Source organism: Pasteurella oralis, from assembly GCF_002850605.1.
Lineage (GTDB): Bacteria > Pseudomonadota > Gammaproteobacteria > Enterobacterales > Pasteurellaceae > Pasteurella > Pasteurella oralis.
This window is the reverse complement of record NZ_NXGB01000005.1, coordinates 20,571-37,544: the sequence shown is the minus strand read 5'-3', so window position 1 is coordinate 37,544 and position 16,974 is coordinate 20,571. Positions and strand designations below refer to the sequence as shown.

General features: G+C 37.3%; 17 protein-coding genes. 6 read left to right on the top strand and 11 right to left on the bottom strand.

Going from position 1 to position 16,974, the window contains the following annotated elements; translation table 11 throughout:
* The first annotated feature begins 41 nt into the window (after nt 1–41).
* Entirely contained in the window at nt 42–1,352 is a 1,311-nt protein-coding gene (gene argA / locus C0975_RS07465) for an amino-acid N-acetyltransferase (RefSeq protein WP_101775772.1), read from the top strand.
* Between the two features lie 61 nt (nt 1,353–1,413).
* Here argA and manA read toward each other — a convergent pair whose 3' ends face one another.
* The 5 genes from manA to manX all read right to left on the bottom strand — a co-directional run bounded on the left by manA (nt 1,414) and on the right by manX (nt 5,878).
* Nucleotides 1,414–2,616: a mannose-6-phosphate isomerase, class I gene (gene manA, locus C0975_RS07460; RefSeq protein WP_101775771.1), complete on the bottom strand. Its 1,203-nt coding sequence runs from the start codon at nt 2,614–2,616 to the stop codon at nt 1,414–1,416.
* A gap of 2 nt (nt 2,617–2,618) precedes the next feature.
* Nucleotides 2,619–3,080, bottom strand: coding sequence for a DUF986 family protein (locus tag C0975_RS07455; RefSeq protein WP_101775891.1), 462 nt, complete (start codon nt 3,078–3,080; stop codon nt 2,619–2,621).
* Nucleotides 3,081–3,217: 137 nt separating this feature from the next.
* Nucleotides 3,218–4,054 carry a PTS mannose transporter subunit IID gene (locus tag C0975_RS07450; RefSeq protein ID WP_101775770.1) on the bottom strand — a complete coding sequence of 279 codons (837 nt, stop codon included), beginning with the start codon at nt 4,052–4,054 and terminating at the stop codon, nt 3,218–3,220.
* Between the two features lie 14 nt (nt 4,055–4,068).
* Nucleotides 4,069–4,872 (bottom strand): PTS mannose/fructose/sorbose transporter subunit IIC, encoded by an 804-nt coding sequence (locus C0975_RS07445; protein ID WP_101775769.1) that lies wholly within the window; start codon nt 4,870–4,872, stop codon nt 4,069–4,071.
* A gap of 28 nt (nt 4,873–4,900) precedes the next feature.
* Complete coding sequence (gene manX / locus C0975_RS07440) at nt 4,901–5,878, bottom strand: PTS mannose transporter subunit IIAB (RefSeq protein WP_101775768.1); 978 nt, start codon at nt 5,876–5,878, stop codon at nt 4,901–4,903.
* Between the two features lie 390 nt (nt 5,879–6,268).
* Between manX and C0975_RS07435 the strand changes: the two genes are divergently transcribed.
* Nucleotides 6,269–7,486 (top strand): MFS transporter, encoded by a 1,218-nt coding sequence (locus C0975_RS07435; protein WP_101775767.1) that lies wholly within the window; start codon nt 6,269–6,271, stop codon nt 7,484–7,486.
* A 44-nt stretch (nt 7,487–7,530) separates the two neighbouring features.
* On the opposite strand, the gene C0975_RS07430 is transcribed toward C0975_RS07435, so the two are convergent.
* Complete coding sequence (locus C0975_RS07430; protein ID WP_101775766.1) at nt 7,531–7,869, bottom strand: DUF496 family protein; 339 nt, start codon at nt 7,867–7,869, stop codon at nt 7,531–7,533.
* Between the two features lie 195 nt (nt 7,870–8,064).
* On the opposite strand from C0975_RS07430, the gene serC reads away from it, so the two are divergent.
* From serC to aroA, 3 genes are all read left to right on the top strand, one after another.
* Nucleotides 8,065–9,147 (top strand): 3-phosphoserine/phosphohydroxythreonine transaminase, encoded by a 1,083-nt coding sequence (gene serC / locus C0975_RS07425; protein ID WP_101775765.1) that lies wholly within the window; start codon nt 8,065–8,067, stop codon nt 9,145–9,147.
* Between the two features lie 74 nt (nt 9,148–9,221).
* Nucleotides 9,222–10,319: a histidinol-phosphate transaminase gene (gene hisC / locus C0975_RS07420; RefSeq protein ID WP_101775764.1), complete on the top strand. Its 1,098-nt coding sequence runs from the start codon at nt 9,222–9,224 to the stop codon at nt 10,317–10,319.
* A gap of 32 nt (nt 10,320–10,351) precedes the next feature.
* Nucleotides 10,352–11,674 carry a 3-phosphoshikimate 1-carboxyvinyltransferase gene (gene aroA / locus C0975_RS07415; protein WP_101775763.1) on the top strand — a complete coding sequence of 441 codons (1,323 nt, stop codon included), beginning with the start codon at nt 10,352–10,354 and terminating at the stop codon, nt 11,672–11,674.
* A 65-nt stretch (nt 11,675–11,739) separates the two neighbouring features.
* Here aroA and cgtA read toward each other — a convergent pair whose 3' ends face one another.
* The 5 genes from cgtA to rplU all read right to left on the bottom strand — a co-directional run bounded on the left by cgtA (nt 11,740) and on the right by rplU (nt 15,427).
* Nucleotides 11,740–12,912 carry an Obg family GTPase CgtA gene (cgtA, locus tag C0975_RS07410; RefSeq protein WP_101775762.1) on the bottom strand — a complete coding sequence of 391 codons (1,173 nt, stop codon included), beginning with the start codon at nt 12,910–12,912 and terminating at the stop codon, nt 11,740–11,742.
* Nucleotides 12,913–12,920: 8 nt separating this feature from the next.
* On the bottom strand, nt 12,921–13,838 hold the full coding sequence (locus C0975_RS07405) for a DMT family transporter (protein WP_101775761.1): 918 nt from the start codon (nt 13,836–13,838) through the stop codon (nt 12,921–12,923).
* A 1-nt stretch (nt 13,839) separates the two neighbouring features.
* Nucleotides 13,840–14,772: a DMT family transporter gene (locus C0975_RS07400; RefSeq protein WP_101775760.1), complete on the bottom strand. Its 933-nt coding sequence runs from the start codon at nt 14,770–14,772 to the stop codon at nt 13,840–13,842.
* A 65-nt stretch (nt 14,773–14,837) separates the two neighbouring features.
* Nucleotides 14,838–15,095, bottom strand: a complete 258-nt coding sequence (rpmA, locus tag C0975_RS07395; RefSeq protein ID WP_101775759.1) for a 50S ribosomal protein L27 — start codon at nt 15,093–15,095, stop codon at nt 14,838–14,840.
* Nucleotides 15,096–15,115: 20 nt separating this feature from the next.
* A complete protein-coding gene (rplU, locus tag C0975_RS07390) occupies nt 15,116–15,427 on the bottom strand; it encodes a 50S ribosomal protein L21 (protein WP_101775758.1) in 312 nt (103 codons plus the stop codon).
* Nucleotides 15,428–15,663: 236 nt separating this feature from the next.
* Here rplU and ispB point away from each other — a divergent pair, with 236 nt between their 5' ends.
* Nucleotides 15,664–16,635, top strand: a complete 972-nt coding sequence (gene ispB / locus C0975_RS07385; protein WP_101775757.1) for an octaprenyl diphosphate synthase — start codon at nt 15,664–15,666, stop codon at nt 16,633–16,635.
* Nucleotides 16,636–16,974: the final 339 nt, after the last annotated feature.

Here is a 16,974-nt window from a genome sequence, read left to right as displayed (position 1 = left end):
TAAATTCAATTTAAATGAATAATTATTAAAAGAGATACAACATGCGTAGCACAGAATTAGTTCATTGGTTTAGACAATCTACACCTTATGTCAATATGCATAGAGGGAAAACCTTTGTTATCATGCTTGATGGCGATACAATTGCTTGTCCCAATTTTGTCAATATTATTAACGATATCAGCTTATTACATAGCTTAGGTATTAAACTAGTTCTCGTATTCGGTGCTCGCTATCAAATTAATCAACTGCTACAGCAACACCAAATCGAATCGCTTTATCACAAAAATATTCGAGTGACTGATTTAGCTTGCTTAGAATTGGTTAAACAGGCTGTAGGGAAACTAAACTATGATATTAATTCACGATTATCATTACGCTTACCTCACTCACCATTAATTGATGTTGTCACTGGTAATTTTATTTTAGCGCAACCAATTGGCGTTGATGATGGCATTGACTATCAACTCAGTGGCAAGATTCGTCGTGTGAATATTGAAAGTATCCAACAACAATTAGAGCGAGATGCAATTGTCTTAATTGGTCCAATCGCGCCCTCTGTCACAGGCGAAAGCTTTAATCTGCCTTTTGAAGATATCGCGACACAAGTTGCAATAAAATTAAAAGCAGAGAAACTCATTGGTTTTACTGTTGAACAAGGTATCTTAGATCCCGAAAAACAACGGATTAGCGATCTCTTGCCACAAGAAGCAGAAAACCATCTCAACCAATTAATTACCCAAAACCAATATCACAGTTCACAAGCCAGATTCTTACAAGCGGCAATTGAAGTATGTCGCAACGGTGTTAAACGTGCTCATTTAATCAGCTATGAAGAAGACGGGGCGTTATTACAAGAATTATTTACTCGTGATGGTGTTGGTACACAACTTTCTATTGAGCTTTCAGAAACGATTCGTTGTGCAACAGTAGCAGATATTCCCGCTTTACTTGAACTCATCCGCCCACTCGAACAACAAGGCATTTTAGTAAAACGTTCACGTGAGCAATTAGAAATGGAAATTGATAATTACACTATCATTGATCGCGACGGCGTTGTGATTGCCTGTGCAGCCTTAAATAGTTACCCAACAGAGAAAATGGCAGAAATGGCATGTGTTGCTGTTCACCCTGATTACCGTAATTCATCTCGTGGTGATATTTTATTTGCAGCAATTCAAAAACGAGCAAAGCAACTGGGGATTGAAAAACTTTTCGTACTCACTACACGAACTGTACATTGGTTTCAAGAACGTGGTTTTCAACTTGCTCAGCTCGAAGATTTGCCACTCAAAAAACGCCAACATTACAATTATCAGCGTCGCTCAAAGATATTAATACTCAAATTGCACTAGGCAAAATAAAAGGCTAACATCGTTGTCCCTATCAGATGTTAGCCCTTTTATGACTAATTGATTAAGGTAGCTTAGCAATCACACAATAGCCTTCATCTATCCCTTCAATGTGATATTCACTATCACTTTCAATGAATACTGACTCACCCTTCTTCACATTAAGTGCGGTCGATTTTTGCGAAATTTTCAATTCTCCTTGCATGACAAACAAAATTTCAGCGCTTCGCGCCTGACATTGATGAATTTCGCCTTGCACATAACGAACATTTGTCAAAGCAAAATCTTGTGCTGGCGTTGAGTAAGTAAATACTCGCGCTTGCTCTGGTGCAATTGGAATAATATTAGGCTCCACTTCACGGCAATCAATGATTGCTAACAGCGCAGGAATATCCACATGCTTTGGCGTTAAACCACCACGAATAACATTATCTGAACATGCCATTAATTCAATATTTTGCCCACGTAGATATGCATGAGGAATACCCGCATCTTGAAAAATCCCTTCTCCTTTTCTTAAATGCACAATATTAAATAAATAGAAGCACACTAAACCAGCATCTAATTTTTCTAATGGAATGTCCATGGCTTCCATAGTATACAATAACCAATAATCTGGATTATTAAGTTCAAGTTTATTTGCCTGATATTTGGCTTTATTCTCCTCAATAATAGGTAATAACCATTGTACCAATTGGATTTGATCTGCTTGCATAATATCGGCATAAAAATCATGTAAATCCTGCTGTTCAAGCTTTGTCGCAAGTACATGTAATGAAGGACGCGCTTTTAATGTTTTTAAAATTTTTGTTTTTGCCTTAAAACCATGCAGCAACCAAAAATCCGATAACGCAATCATCATTTCAGGCTTATGATTATTATCTTTATAAGTTCGTTTCGGATCAGCTAAATCCACGCCATTTGTATTTTCTTGCGCAAACCCCAGTTCAGCCTGTTGCTTCGTAGGATGTAATTGGATAGAAAGCGGTTTAGCTACATCAAGAATTTTTAATAAATATGGTAACTCTTGACCAAACTTGGTAATACTCTGCTGACCAAGTGCGGTCGGTTTTTGTGCTAAAAATGTAATCAATGATTGTTTCTGACCTGTAACTTCAATTAATGAAGGAGAAGAGACATGCGCACCAAGCCACCACTCTGCATAATGTTGTTTAGGATTTGGAGCTAAATTAAGTAACTGTGGAATATAGCTTTTCCCACCCCAAGCATAATGTTGTACATTACCCGTTAACTGATAAATCCCCATTTTTACTCCCTATTCTTATAACCACCAAAAAATTGTATGACTTGTTCACGATCAAATTCTGTTAACAAACGCACTAATAAACGCTTACCACTTTTCATATCAATAACTAAAATATTGTCTTCTGCTAAATTTATTTGATGAATGTTCTGATATAAAAAGTAAATATTACCGAAGAAAAAGCCGTTCTCTTTTAGCATCAATACAGGTGAGCGCATAAAAGCAGCATAAACAGTAAGGATAATTAAGGTGGCAAGTAAATATAAACTCAACGCAGATAGACTTGTTTTTGCTTGATAAACAATCAAAATAATCAAAACAATAAAAATAACAGCATCTTTTTTGGCTTGCTTTTGCAAACGCACTTTTAATAATGTCTTACCTTTATAGCGATCCATACCAAATTGATCATAAAGTGCATAAAAAAAGAACAAAAGAATACCAGTAAGAAGTAATGTATTAATCATAATCAATAAGGAAGTAATCATCGCCCAAAAATAGTAACAAACTTACTCACTAAAGTAAATTTTGTACAAATAAAAGGGATGACCCTGCGTTCATCCCTCTTAAAAGCGCACTCTAACAAAATAATAGTACAAACAGACTAGGCTAAAATACCAGTCCAAGCACCAAAGATACCGATTGCAAAGAAGCCAATGATAATCCACAGTGCATTGACACGATTACGAAGTAACCACATGCAAGCAAAAGTTAATAATAATGGTAATAAACCAGGCATTAAGCTATCCAGAATAGTTTGTACGGTTTCGACACGCATTGTACCATCTTGCATCTGAATTTCTGCAACTACAAATGGCACATTAATACTCGTCCATTTTTGGACTAACGCCCCCATAATAAACAAACCAAGAATTGACGCACCTTCCGTTAACTTTTGCAGTAAACCACCGCTCATATCACCAACAACATCAAGTCCTTTCTTATAACCATAAGTTACACCAAAATAACGTGTTGCTAAACGAACGAGGTTGAAAAGCACAAAGAATAAAATTGGTCCTAAAATGTTACCATTTACAGCTAAACCCGCGCCTAATGCTGCAAATACTGGACGAGCAGTTCCCCAATAAATTGGATCACCTACACCTGCTAAAGGTCCCATAAGACCTACTTTAATCCCGTTAATCGCCGCATCATCAATTGGCTTACCATTAGCTCGCTCTTCTTCCATAGCGATTGTTACACCTAATACAGGTGCTGCAACAAATGGCTGAGTATTAAAGAATTCTAAATGACGTTTTACAGCATCTTTACGTTCTGGTGAATCTGGATCTGGATATAAACGCTTAATAACAGGTACCATAGAATAAGCAAATCCAAGTGCTTGCATACGTTCAAAGTTCCAAGACCCTTGGAAAAGATTAGAACGACGTACTACTGCGTTTAAATCGCTTTGCGTTACTTTTTTCATTTCAGTTGTCATTGTTGTAATTCCTATTAATCTAATCTGTTATCAAGCTCATTGTTACCATTACTTACCACTTGCACCACTTGTTTACTTTGATTGTATTTTGGGTGAAGTTGGATATAAAGTACTGCCATGATCGCACCTAATACCCCTAAAGCAACTAAGTTAAACTCAGTGAAAGCGGCAATAACAAAACCAGCATAGAAGAAAGGCATTAAGTGACCAGCACGCATCATATTAATGACCATCGCATAACCTACAACAGCAATAAAGCCACCTGCAATTTTTAGACCTGTTGTCACAACAGGTGGAATCGCATTTAGCATAGCTTGTACAGTATCTGTACCCGCAGTCATCGCAACGATTAAGGCAGGAATCGCAATACGCATTGCTTGTAATAACAATGCTGAACGATGAATCCAATCTAATTTATTTAAATCACCTGTTTCCACTACATTATCTGCCGCATGTTGAAAACCAACTGTAATCGCACGTACCACATAAGTTAATACTTGACCAGCCGCAGCCAATGGAATCGCAATAGCAATCCCCGTTGAGATGTCTTGTCCACCAACAATAACAAGAATCGTTGACACAACAGAAGCTAACGCTGCATCTGGTGCAAGAGCGGCACCAATGTTCATCCAGCCCAATGCTAATAATTCAAGTGTACCACCAACAATGATGCCAGTTTTAATATCACCAAGCACTAACCCAATTAATGTGCAAGCAATTAATGGACGGTGCGTTTGCCACTCATCAAGAATTGAGCCCATACCGGACATACAGGCAACGAGGAAAACCAATATGATTTGTAAAGTTGAAATTTCCATTCTAATTTCCTTTCATGAACATCTTTATTTAAATAAGGTTATTTTTCTTCAGTAAATCCATCATATACTGACGGCTATCATTTGATACTTTACGAACATCCAGCTCAATATTTTTAGCATCAAGTACCTTGAACGCCTCAATATCTTTATCATCAACAGCAACTGCGCTGGTAATCATTTTCTTGCCATCTTTATATGCCATACCACCAATATTAATTGATTTAAACTCAACACCAGCTTCTGCTAAACGCACAACATCCGTTGGATTAGTAAACAACAACATCATACGTTCACCAGCATATTCAGGGTTGTTATATACACGAATCATTTTTTCTACATTCACAACATGTGCTGTTACACCTGGTGGTACAACACTTTTCAACATAGTGGAACGAACACTATCTTTTGCTACATCATCATTCACTACAACAATTCGTGTCACTTTACTTTCTTTTGTCCAACGCGTCGCAACTTGACCATGGATCAGGCGATCATCAATACGCGCTAAGCCAATTTCTAAATGACCAACACCATTCGCTGTTACTACAGCAGGCTCAACAGGTTTAGCAGCTGATACAGTTTCTTGAGCAGGTGCGTCTTCCTCTTCCTGATAACGCAGTGCACGAACACCAGTACGTCCAGTTTCAAGAGCAATCGCAACAAGCTCTTGTAAACTTGGTTCATCATCACGTGCCATGAAAGTTTCAACTAGCATAGGAATGTTGACACCAGTCACAATATCCATATTATCCTGACCTTCTGCTACACGATTAGCCGCATTAAATGGGCTGCCTCCCCAAGTATCCACTAAAAACAACACTTGATCACAATGTGATAAAGTAGTCGCCAGCTTCTCTTGGTATTTAGTCATAATCGTTTCAGCATTTTCCCCAGGAACAAAATCGATAGTCGCAACATTTTCTTGCTCTCCGATTAACATTTCTGTGGTTTTCAGTAACTGCTCTGCCGCAACACCATGAGTCGCTATAATAATAGCAATAGTCATTGTTTGACTCCTTTATAAAATTAAAAATCAAATAGAGTTATTTGAATCGCGGATTATAGAGTAAAGGTCAATACAATGATGTGACTTAGATCACAATTCCAAGCTATAACTAAGAAAAAAAGACAACAATCGTCACATTTTTAAACAAAAATATGGAGTATCACTTCAAAATTCATGAAGATAAAATGCTTCATTTGCCTATTTAAAAAATTAATCAAAATTTTTAACATTTTACTAACAAATCTATCTCATTGAGTCAAAACAAGGTTTTCATTCTTTTTATTGTTGCAAAGTGTTAAAAAATCCGTAAACTACGCGCCAATTTCTTAATCGAAGAAATTCTCTCTCCAAACTTTAAAGGGCTACCTGAGAGTAGCAAAAGGATCAATAATGAATGACAACGTCAATAAAGATGGCTGGAAAGCCTTACTAGGATCTGCCGTAGGTTATGCTATGGATGGATTCGATCTTCTTATCCTCGGCTTCATGTTATCAGCAATTTCAGCTGATCTTGCTTTAACACCCGCACAATCCGGTTCATTAGTCACTTGGACATTAATTGGTGCAGTTGCTGGCGGTATCATTTTTGGTGCATTAAGCGATAAATATGGTCGTATTCGTGTCTTAACTTGGACTATCGTGCTATTTGCACTTTTCACGGGTCTTTGTGCTTTCGCACAAGGCTATTGGGATCTACTCATTTACCGTACAATTGCAGGCATTGGGCTTGGTGGCGAATTTGGCATTGGTATGGCGCTAGCAGCAGAAGCTTGGCCTGCTCGCCACCGTGCAAAAGCCTCATCCTATGTTGCATTAGGTTGGCAAGTAGGTGTATTAGGCGCGGCATTATTAACGCCTTTGTTACTGCCATATATTGGCTGGCGAGGCATGTTCTTAGTTGGTATTTTCCCTGCTTTTGTCGCTTGGTATTTGCGTGCGAAATTACATGAGCCTGAGATTTTTGTCCAAAAACAGACCGCACTTGAAAATCAGAAAACGTCTCGTCTAGAACCCTTTAGATTGTTAGTAAAAGATAAAGCCACTGCCAAAATTAGTCTCGGTATCGTGATTTTAACCTCAGTACAAAACTTTGGTTACTACGGTATCATGATTTGGATGCCAAATTTCTTATCAAAACAATTAGGTTTTAGCTTAACTAAATCAGGGTTATGGACTGCAGTGACTATTTGCGGCATGATGTTTGGTATTTGGTTATTTGGACAGCTTGCCGATCGTATTGGACGCAAACCAAGCTTTTTACTCTTCCAATTTGGTGCTGTCATCAGCATTTTCACTTATTCACAAATGAGTGATCCCACTTATATGCTATTCGCTGGCGCAATATTAGGTATGTTCGTAAATGGCATGATGGGCGGATATGGTGCATTAATGTCTGAAGCTTATCCTACCCAAGCGCGTGCAACCGCGCAAAATGTACTATTTAATTTAGGACGAGCAGTTGGTGGATTTGGACCAATTGTTGTTGGTGCATTAGTTTCGACTTACTCGTTCCAATTAGCAATTGCTTTCTTAGCGAGTATTTACATCATTGATATGATTGCAACTATCTTCTTGATTCCTGAATTAAAAGGAAAACAATTAGACTAAAATGAAACCAAAAGCGGCTTTTAAGCCGCTTTTACTTTTTTGTATTACTCTTTTTTCATTAACGCTTCGTGCGCTTGTTTCTGTTCTTTCATTTTTTCACGAATATCTCGGCGTTGTTGTGAGATTTCCGCATTTCTAATCATATAATCATCTACTCGTTTTTCATAATCATCACGCATGTTTTCAATAATCGCGCGTACATCAGCAATAGACATATCATCACGGATATATTGATTTAAGTTATCTAATAACAATACACGTTTTTGGTTATCGCGAATTTTGCGATTATTATCTTCACGATCACGCGCTAATTTATTTTTTAAACGATACATACGCACATACTCTAATACTTCTTGAAATGACTGTTTATTAACATTTTCCATAATACGACTCTCTTATAATAAATAAAAATTAACCGTCCTTAATTTATCCATTTTTCTTGTCCCCGTCAAAGCGTTCATTCGGTTTTTAAAAATTAAATCTGAAAATAACAAAAATTCAACAAAATACCGTTGCTTAGAACCAACTGAGGTGATAAAAATATCGAATTGTTTTTTTGTTTACTTAAGGAAGTGAAAATGTCAAAAGTGTTTAACTTTAGTGCAGGTCCCGCCATGATACCAAGTGCAGTGTTGGCACAAGCACAAACAGAACTATTAAACTGGCAAAACCAACACACTTCTGTTATGGAAGTTAGCCACCGTGGTAAATTGTTTATGGAATTAGCAACACAATCCGTCAATGATTTACGTCAACTTTATAACATACCAGATAACTACCAAATCTTGTTCCTACAAGGTGGTGCCCGTGGTCAATTTGCCGCAATTCCAATGAACCTGCTCAAAGAAAAGGGTAAAGCTTTGTATCTCACTAGTGGTCATTGGTCGGCGACCGCAGCTAAAGAAGCACGCTTATTTGGCGAGATTGATGAAATCAATATTCTTGAGCAAGGCGACGAATTAAAAGTGAGTAATTTAGACTTTAGTGATATTGCTCCGCAATATGATTATGTGCACTACTGCCCAAATGAAACGATTAGTGGTGTCGAAATTTTTGATATACCCAACGTGGGGAATGCCGTATTAGTGGCAGATATGTCATCCAATATTCTTTCACGCGAAATTGATATTAGTCAGTTTGGTCTCATTTACGCTGGCGCACAGAAAAATCTTGGTCCTGCGGGGATTACGATTGTCATCGTACGTGATGATTTAATCGGTCATGCACGTAAAACTACGCCAACAATTTGGAATTATGAAATACAAAAAAATGCAGATTCCATGATCAATACGCCTCCTACTTTTGCTTGGTATTTATGTGCATTAGTGTTTAAACACTTGCTCTCACAGGGAGGTATTAAAACGATAGAAAAGCACAATCAAAACAAAGCCAAATTACTTTATGATTATTTAGATCAAAGCACTTTCTATCATAATACCGTCGCAAAACAAAATCGTTCTCTGATGAATGTCACCTTTACTACAAGCAGTGATGAATTAAATGCTAAATTTGTCACCCAAGCTACTGCCGCAGGTTTACATGCACTTAAAGGACATAAAGTGTTAGGCGGTATGCGTGCGTCAATTTATAACGCAATGCCAATTGAAGGTGTTGAAGCATTGATTGCGTTTATGCAGCAATTCGCTGCAGAAAACAGTTAAAGTGCGGTCAATTTTTAAAAAATTTTCTGGGCAGACTCAGACAATCGCTCTGCCCCATCAATAAAAGGGAAAATATGCAATATATCAATATCGCGAATGAAGGCGTAAAACAACTTCAACCTTACCAAGCAGGTAAACCCATCGAAGAATTAGAACGTGAATTAGGCATTTCAAATATCATTAAACTCGCCTCAAATGAAAACCCATTTGGCTTACCAGAAAGTGCCAAACAAGCAATACAAGCTGAACTCAATAATTTGACCCGCTATCCTGATAGTAATGGCTTTTATTTTAAACAAGCCATCGCCAAAAAGTTTGGCTTAACACCTGAGCAAATTACTTTAGGTAATGGCTCAAACGATTTATTAGAGCTCATCGCACATACTTTTGCTTCCGAACATGATGAAATCATGTTTTCACAATATGCATTTATCGTCTATCCATTAGTAACACAAGCAATTAATGCCCAAAAAATCGAAATTCCAGCAAAAGACTATGGCACTGACTTAAATGCTTTTTTAAACGCAATCAGTGCTAAAACTAAACTGATTTATATTGCAAATCCAAATAATCCAACGGGTACATTTTTAAGTGCGGTCGAAATTTCTGAATTTTTGGACAAAGTACCAAACCATGTCATTGTCGTATTAGACGAAGCTTATACCGAATTTACTTTACCAGAAGAAAGAATCGACTCTTTCCAACTATTAGCAAAACACCCAAATCTTGTGATCTGTCGCACGCTATCTAAAGCCTATGGTTTAGCGGGTTTGCGTATTGGTTATGCGGTTTCTTCAACAGAAATTGCCGATTTATTTAATCGTGTTCGCCAACCATTTAATTGTAACAGCTTAGCGCTTGCTGCTGCCACAGCCGTCATTAATGACGAGGCATTCATTGCTAAAGTCGCAGAGAACAACTGTCAAGGTTTAACTCTATTAGAAGATTTCTTTATTGCCAAAGGATTGAAATATGTAGCTTCAAAAGGCAATTTTGTCCTGCTAGATTTACAACAACCTGCTTTACCTATTTATCAAGCCTTATTGCGTAAAGGAATAATTGTTCGCCCAGTTGGTGGGTACGGATTACCAAATCATTTACGTATCAGTATAGGTTTACCAGAAGAAAATCAGCGCTTTATTCAGGCGTTAAGTGAAATTCTAAAAATTTAACCGCACTTTTAATGCAAGGAATTGAACAAGTTATGCAACAAGCCACATCCATTACATTAAATCCAATTAGCTTGATTGAAGGTGAAGTGAACTTACCAGGTTCAAAAAGCTTATCTAATCGTGCTTTACTCTTAGCAGCACTTGCCCATGGCAAAACCACGTTAACCAATTTATTAGATAGCGATGATGTACGGCACATGCTTAATGCACTAAAACAATTAGGTGTCAGCTATCAACTTTCAGAAGATAAATCCGTTTGTGAAGTCGAAGGTCTAGGTGGTGCATTACAATGGCAAAATGGTTTAGCATTATTTTTAGGTAATGCAGGTACTGCAATGCGCCCGCTCGCTGCTGCATTATGTTTATCTCACCCAGAAACGGAAGGCAAAAATGAAATTGTCCTCACTGGTGAACCTCGCATGAAAGAACGTCCAATTCAACATTTAGTTGATGCATTAAGACAAGCAGGTGCAGATATCCAATATTTAGAGCAAGAGGGCTATCCTCCTATCGCAATTCGTAATACGGGTTTAAAAGGCGGAATAATTAAGATCGATGGTTCCGTTTCTTCTCAATTTTTGACCGCACTTTTAATGGCATCGCCACTGGCAACGGCAGATACGGAAATTGAAATCATTGGTGAATTAGTATCCAAACCTTATATCGATATGACATTGAACATGATGCAAACTTTTGGTGTAAACGTTGAAAATCAACATTATCAGCGTTTTTTTGTTAAAGGGAATCAACAATATCGTTCACCAACAACATTTTTAGTGGAAGGCGATGCTTCTTCTGCCTCTTACTTCCTCGCCGCTGCCGCAATTAAAGGTAAAGTCAAAGTGACTGGCGTCGGTCAAAATAGTATTCAAGGTGATCGTCTATTTGCTGATGTATTAGCAAAAATGGGGGCAAAAATCACTTGGGGTGAGGATTTCATTCAAGTAGAAAAAGGTGAACTAAAAGGCATTGATATGGATATGAACCATATTCCAGATGCTGCAATGACTATTGCTACAACAGCGCTCTTTGCTGAAGGTGAAACAGTCATTCGTAATATTCACAATTGGCGTGTTAAAGAAACTGATCGCTTAACAGCAATGGCAACCGAGCTGCGCAAAATTGGTGCAGAAGTGGAAGAAGGTGAAGATTTTATTCGCATTCAACCTCTAGAATTAACCAAATTTCAACATGCACAAATTGAAACCTATAATGATCATCGCATGGCAATGTGCTTTGCTTTAGTGGCATTATCCAATACTGCTGTGACTATCTTAGATCCAAGTTGTACCGCAAAAACATTCCCAACCTTTTTCGTAGAATTTCTAAAATTAGCAAAAACTGACAATATATAACAAAAAAGCTAAGGTTAATCCCTTAGCTTTTGCAATACAAAATTTGGTAAAAATCGACCGCACTTTTATGGCTTATAGATAATTTCAACCCCTTCTTCATCTTCCTCTGGCCAATCATCCCAATCCTCATCATCTTCATTAGATTGATATTCAGCCAACTGCGCTTGATGATAGTCATCCCACTTAAATTTCACTTCTGTGTTTTGTTCAACATCTTGCACTTCTTGACGAGGGTTCGCTTCAATGAAATCCATAATCTCACGACAAAGTGGTTGGACATTTTTGCCAGTAACAGCAGAAATCAAATAGTAATCTTCTTCCCAACCTAAACGCGCAGCAATTTCTTTTGTACGCTCATGCGCCTCTTCATCGCTCATTGTGTCAATTTTATTAAACACCAACCAGCGTGGTTTATCCGCTAACGCTTCGCTATATTGAAATAACTCAGATTCAATGATCGAAATATTATCTACAGGATCACTTTCATCAATCGGTGCAATATCCACTAAATGAATCAAGACACGGCAGCGTTCTAAATGCTTCAAAAAGCGAACACCTAATCCGGTCCCTTCAGCAGCACCTTCAATTAGCCCTGGAATATCTGCCACAACAAAGCTATGGTTTTCATCAACACGTACCACGCCTAAACTCGGCACTAATGTCGTAAAAGGATAATCAGCTACTTTAGGTTTAGCCGCTGATACTGCTCGAATAAAAGTTGATTTACCTGCATTGGGTAAGCCTAACATCCCCACATCAGCAAGCAACATCAATTCCAATTGAAGATCTCGCTTTTCACCCGGTGTGCCATTCGTTTTTTGGCGCGGTGTACGATTAACCGAAGATTTAAAACGTGTATTGCCTAACCCATGGTAACCTCCTTTTGCCACTAACATTTTGGCACCATGTTTAGTCAAATCACCTAACACTTCTTTAGTATCATTATCAATTGCACGCGTCCCCACAGGTACTCTCAAAGTAATATCATTACCACGATGACCAGTGCAACCTGCACTACGTCCATTTTCTCCACGACCCGCAGCAAAACGCTTTTCAAAACGATAGTCAATTAAAGTATTTAAATTCTCATCTGCAATTAAATAAACATCGCCACCATCGCCACCATCACCACCATCAGGTCCACCTTTTGGAATATATTTTTCACGTCGGAAGCTCACACAGCCATTACCGCCATCGCCAGCTTCTACACGAATTAGTGCTTCATCAATAAATTTCATTCGTTCTCCTAACGCTTAATAAACTTGTGCCCAATCGCAGAGGTAATTGCCCCGAATACAACGACCAATGCGCCAATATAACTAATTGAATTTAAATCTGGTTTTGCAAAACTTTGAGGATAAAAGAGATACAGTAAATAAGAAAATAAAATCGTGAATAAAGGCATTAATGTAATCACGACACTAACTTTAGAGACATCCCAACGATTAAGCGCTTCTGCATAAGCACCATAACCAACCAGCGTATTTAAGCAACAATAAATAAAACAAAATAATGTCCACCCACTTAACACACTGACTTGTCCAACTTCGGCAAATGGTGTGAATACTAACGCACAACCAATATAAATCACAAATAAAATTTGCTGTGAGTTGAATTCACGTAACATTAATTTTTGTGCAATACCATAAATACTCCAAATTAATGCAGCCGATGCGGCTAAAAAGATTCCCGTTGAGTAGGCATTTACACTGAAAAAAAGTATAAAACGATCATTAAAAAATAACATTAAACCAACAATTAACAGTATCAAACCAATTTTCTGATTTAAACGCAATTTTTCCTTAAAGAAAAACACACCAAATATCATCATTGTAAAAGAAGATAGCTGCCCAAAAATTTGTGCAATTGAAGGCTCAATATACTTTAATGAAGTATTAAATAACACAAAGTTACCCGCTAAACCAATTACGCCAATAACAGCTAATAAACGGTAACGCGGTAAAAACTGTGATACTTTAGGCAATTTCTTTGTAAGTCCTAAAATAATAAATAAACCTAACGCGGCAACTAAAAAACGATACCACACAATCGTTTGTGGGGTCATCACCGCCACTACTCGTTGTAATGCAATTGGCAAAGAACCCCATGCCATTGCTGTAATTAATGCAAACAAAAATCCCATTAAAGGTTGCTGTTGTTTCATATTATGGCTTCCTATTTGTGATTTTTCCTAAGATTCGATGCCCTGTTGCAGAAAATAATGCGCCAGAAACAACAAGTAAAGCACCGATATAACTTATCCAATTTAAGTCCTCATACATAAAATGTGCTGGTACAATCCAATGCGAAATTTCAGAAAATATTAAAGTTAATATAGGAATTTGCGTCACTATTGCACTCACTTTAGCTACATCCCAATGATTTAATGCTTCAGCATAAGCACCATAAGCAACCAAAGTATTCAAACAACAATAAATCAAACAAGCAATTTGTACTATGTTTAAATTTGTCACTTGCGATATTGTGGCTATAGGTAAAAAGACAATGCTACAACCAATATAAATTGGTAATAAAACTTGTTGAGCAGTTAGACGAGTAGACATCAGCTTTTGGCAAACACCATAAGCCACCCAAACTAAACTCGCGCTAATACAAATTATGATACCTTTCACATACAAACTGAAATGCAAAAAGTCGGCAAATCGCTCATTAAAGAAAAAAACTAATCCTAAAATTAATAACAATAACCCAATCTTTTGGTGAATCGCGAATTGTTCTTTAAATAACCACACGCCTGCCAATAACATACCAAAAGACGTTAACGGGCTAAATACTTGACTTGTTGTTGGAGGTATATATTGCAAAGCAACATTATATAAGAAGAAATTTGCTGACAATCCAATAATACCTAAAAGAATTAATAACCAATGCTGAAGTCGTAGCACAGTCAAATTAGGTAATTTTTTAGTTACATTTAAGATGAAAAACAATCCTACTGCTGCTACTGAAAATCGAAACCACACTATCGTTTGTGCATCCATGACTTTCAATATTTGCTGCAAAGCAATTGGCAGAGATCCCCACATACAAGCTGCAATAAATGCAAAAAGAAATCCCAGCAGAGGTTGCTGCTTCATATAAAATGCTCCTACAAAAAAGCCCCGCAACTTGTGCGAGGCGTTTTTAATTTAGGAATTTGAAATTACTCAGTAACAATACTGACGTATTTACGGTTTTTCTCGCCTTTCACTTCAAATTTAACTTTACCATCTGCAGTCGCAAATAGAGTGTGGTCACGACCCATACCAACGTTTGTACCAGCGTGGAATTTAGTACCACGTTGACGAACGATAATGCTGCCTGCTAATACAGACTCACCACCAAAACGTTTAACACCAAGGCGTTTAGCTTCAGAATCACGACCGTTACGAGTTGAACCACCAGCTTTTTTAGTTGCCATCTACTTGATCTCCTCTGAAATTATGCTTGAATCCCAGTGATTTTCACTTCTGTGAACCACTGACGATGACCTTGTTGTTTACGGCTATGTTTACGACGACGGAATTTAACGATTTTTACTTTTTCGCCACGACCGTGTGCAACCACTTCTGCCACTACTTTACCACCATTAACTAATGGCGCACCAATTTTAACATCTTCACCGTTAACGATCATTAACACTGAGTCAAACTCAACTGTTTCACCAGTTGCTACTTCAAGTTTTTCTAAACGAACTACTTGACCTTCGCTTACTCGGTGTTGTTTACCGCCACTTTGAAAAACTGCGTACATATATACTCCGCTACTCTAGTGCTTTAATGTTTTGTTCATTTAGCACTGCAAAAATTCATATAAATAGGTCGCAAATTCTACGCAAAAAATAACTTAAGAGCAAGCGCTTATTTATAATAAAATAAAAAAATTGTGAATTTGTGTGATTTGATTTCAGAAATGACAGAAAATTCGGTACAATCTCTTGCACATTTGGTCTTAAATCAATTATTACAATGATAAATCAACATAATTTAATGAATATTGATGCAATCCAACGCTTAGTGCATAGCGATATGCAAAAGACAAACGAAACGATTTTAGCACAGCTTAAATCTGATGTTGCGTTGATTAATCAGCTTGGATATTACATTATTCAAAGTGGCGGTAAACGTATTCGTCCAATGATAGCCATTCTAGCTGCTCGTGCTTTGGGTTTTCATGGGCACGAACCTATCACTTGCGCCACATTTATTGAATTTATCCACACGGCAACATTACTACATGACGATGTTGTCGATGAATCTCAAGTGCGCCGCGGCAATCCAACTGCTAATGCTGAATTTGGTAATGCAGCAAGTGTGTTAGTTGGTGATTTTATTTATACGCGTGCGTTCCAATTAATGACTCAGTTGGACTCCTTGCCTATTCTGAAAGTCATGTCTGATGCCACAAATGTTATTGCTGAAGGGGAAGTTCAACAATTAATGAACGTCAATGACCCTGATACGACGGAAGAAAACTATATGAATGTCATCTATGGAAAAACTGCCCGTCTATTTGAAGCTGCAACTCACTGTGCTGCTATTCTGGCACAAGCGACTGAACAACAAGAAAAAGCATTACAAGACTATGGACGTTATCTAGGCACTGCATTTCAATTAATTGATGATATTTTAGACTATAGTGCAAATGCACAAGAATTAGGTAAAAATGTAGGCGATGATTTGGCAGAAGGTAAGCCTACCTTGCCTTTACTACATGCTATGCACAACGGCACTCCTGCTCAATCTGCACTCATTCGCAATGCGATTAAACAAGGTGGTAAACGCGATATATTAGATGATGTATTAGCGATTATGGCTGAACACAAATCTTTAGATTATGCGATGTTACGCGCTAAACAAGAGGCACAAAAAGCCGTTGATGCGATTAAGATTTTACCTGATAGTGATTATAAGCAAGCATTAATCTCATTAGCATATTTATCAGTAGATCGAAACTATTAAGATGATCAATATCTTAAACCACAATATTCAAATCAATTTATTTTAAATCTGACTACGATAGTATTGATTTTAATATTTCGCTATTGTTATAGATACGTTGTACTCACTTGAGATGAGCAAAAACATTTATAATGTAATGTGTTTTTTTTACGATATACCTGAATTTGCACCTGATGAAAATAGTTTTTTATTTGAAAAATTTTATGATTTACTGGAGAAAACTTATTAAAGGTTTATCTATTGATTTTAGCCTGAGCAACGATGATTTTTATCCTATTTCCCCAAACGATATACAACAATTTAACTATTTAAAAAATGACTAATCAAACTCTCACGAAA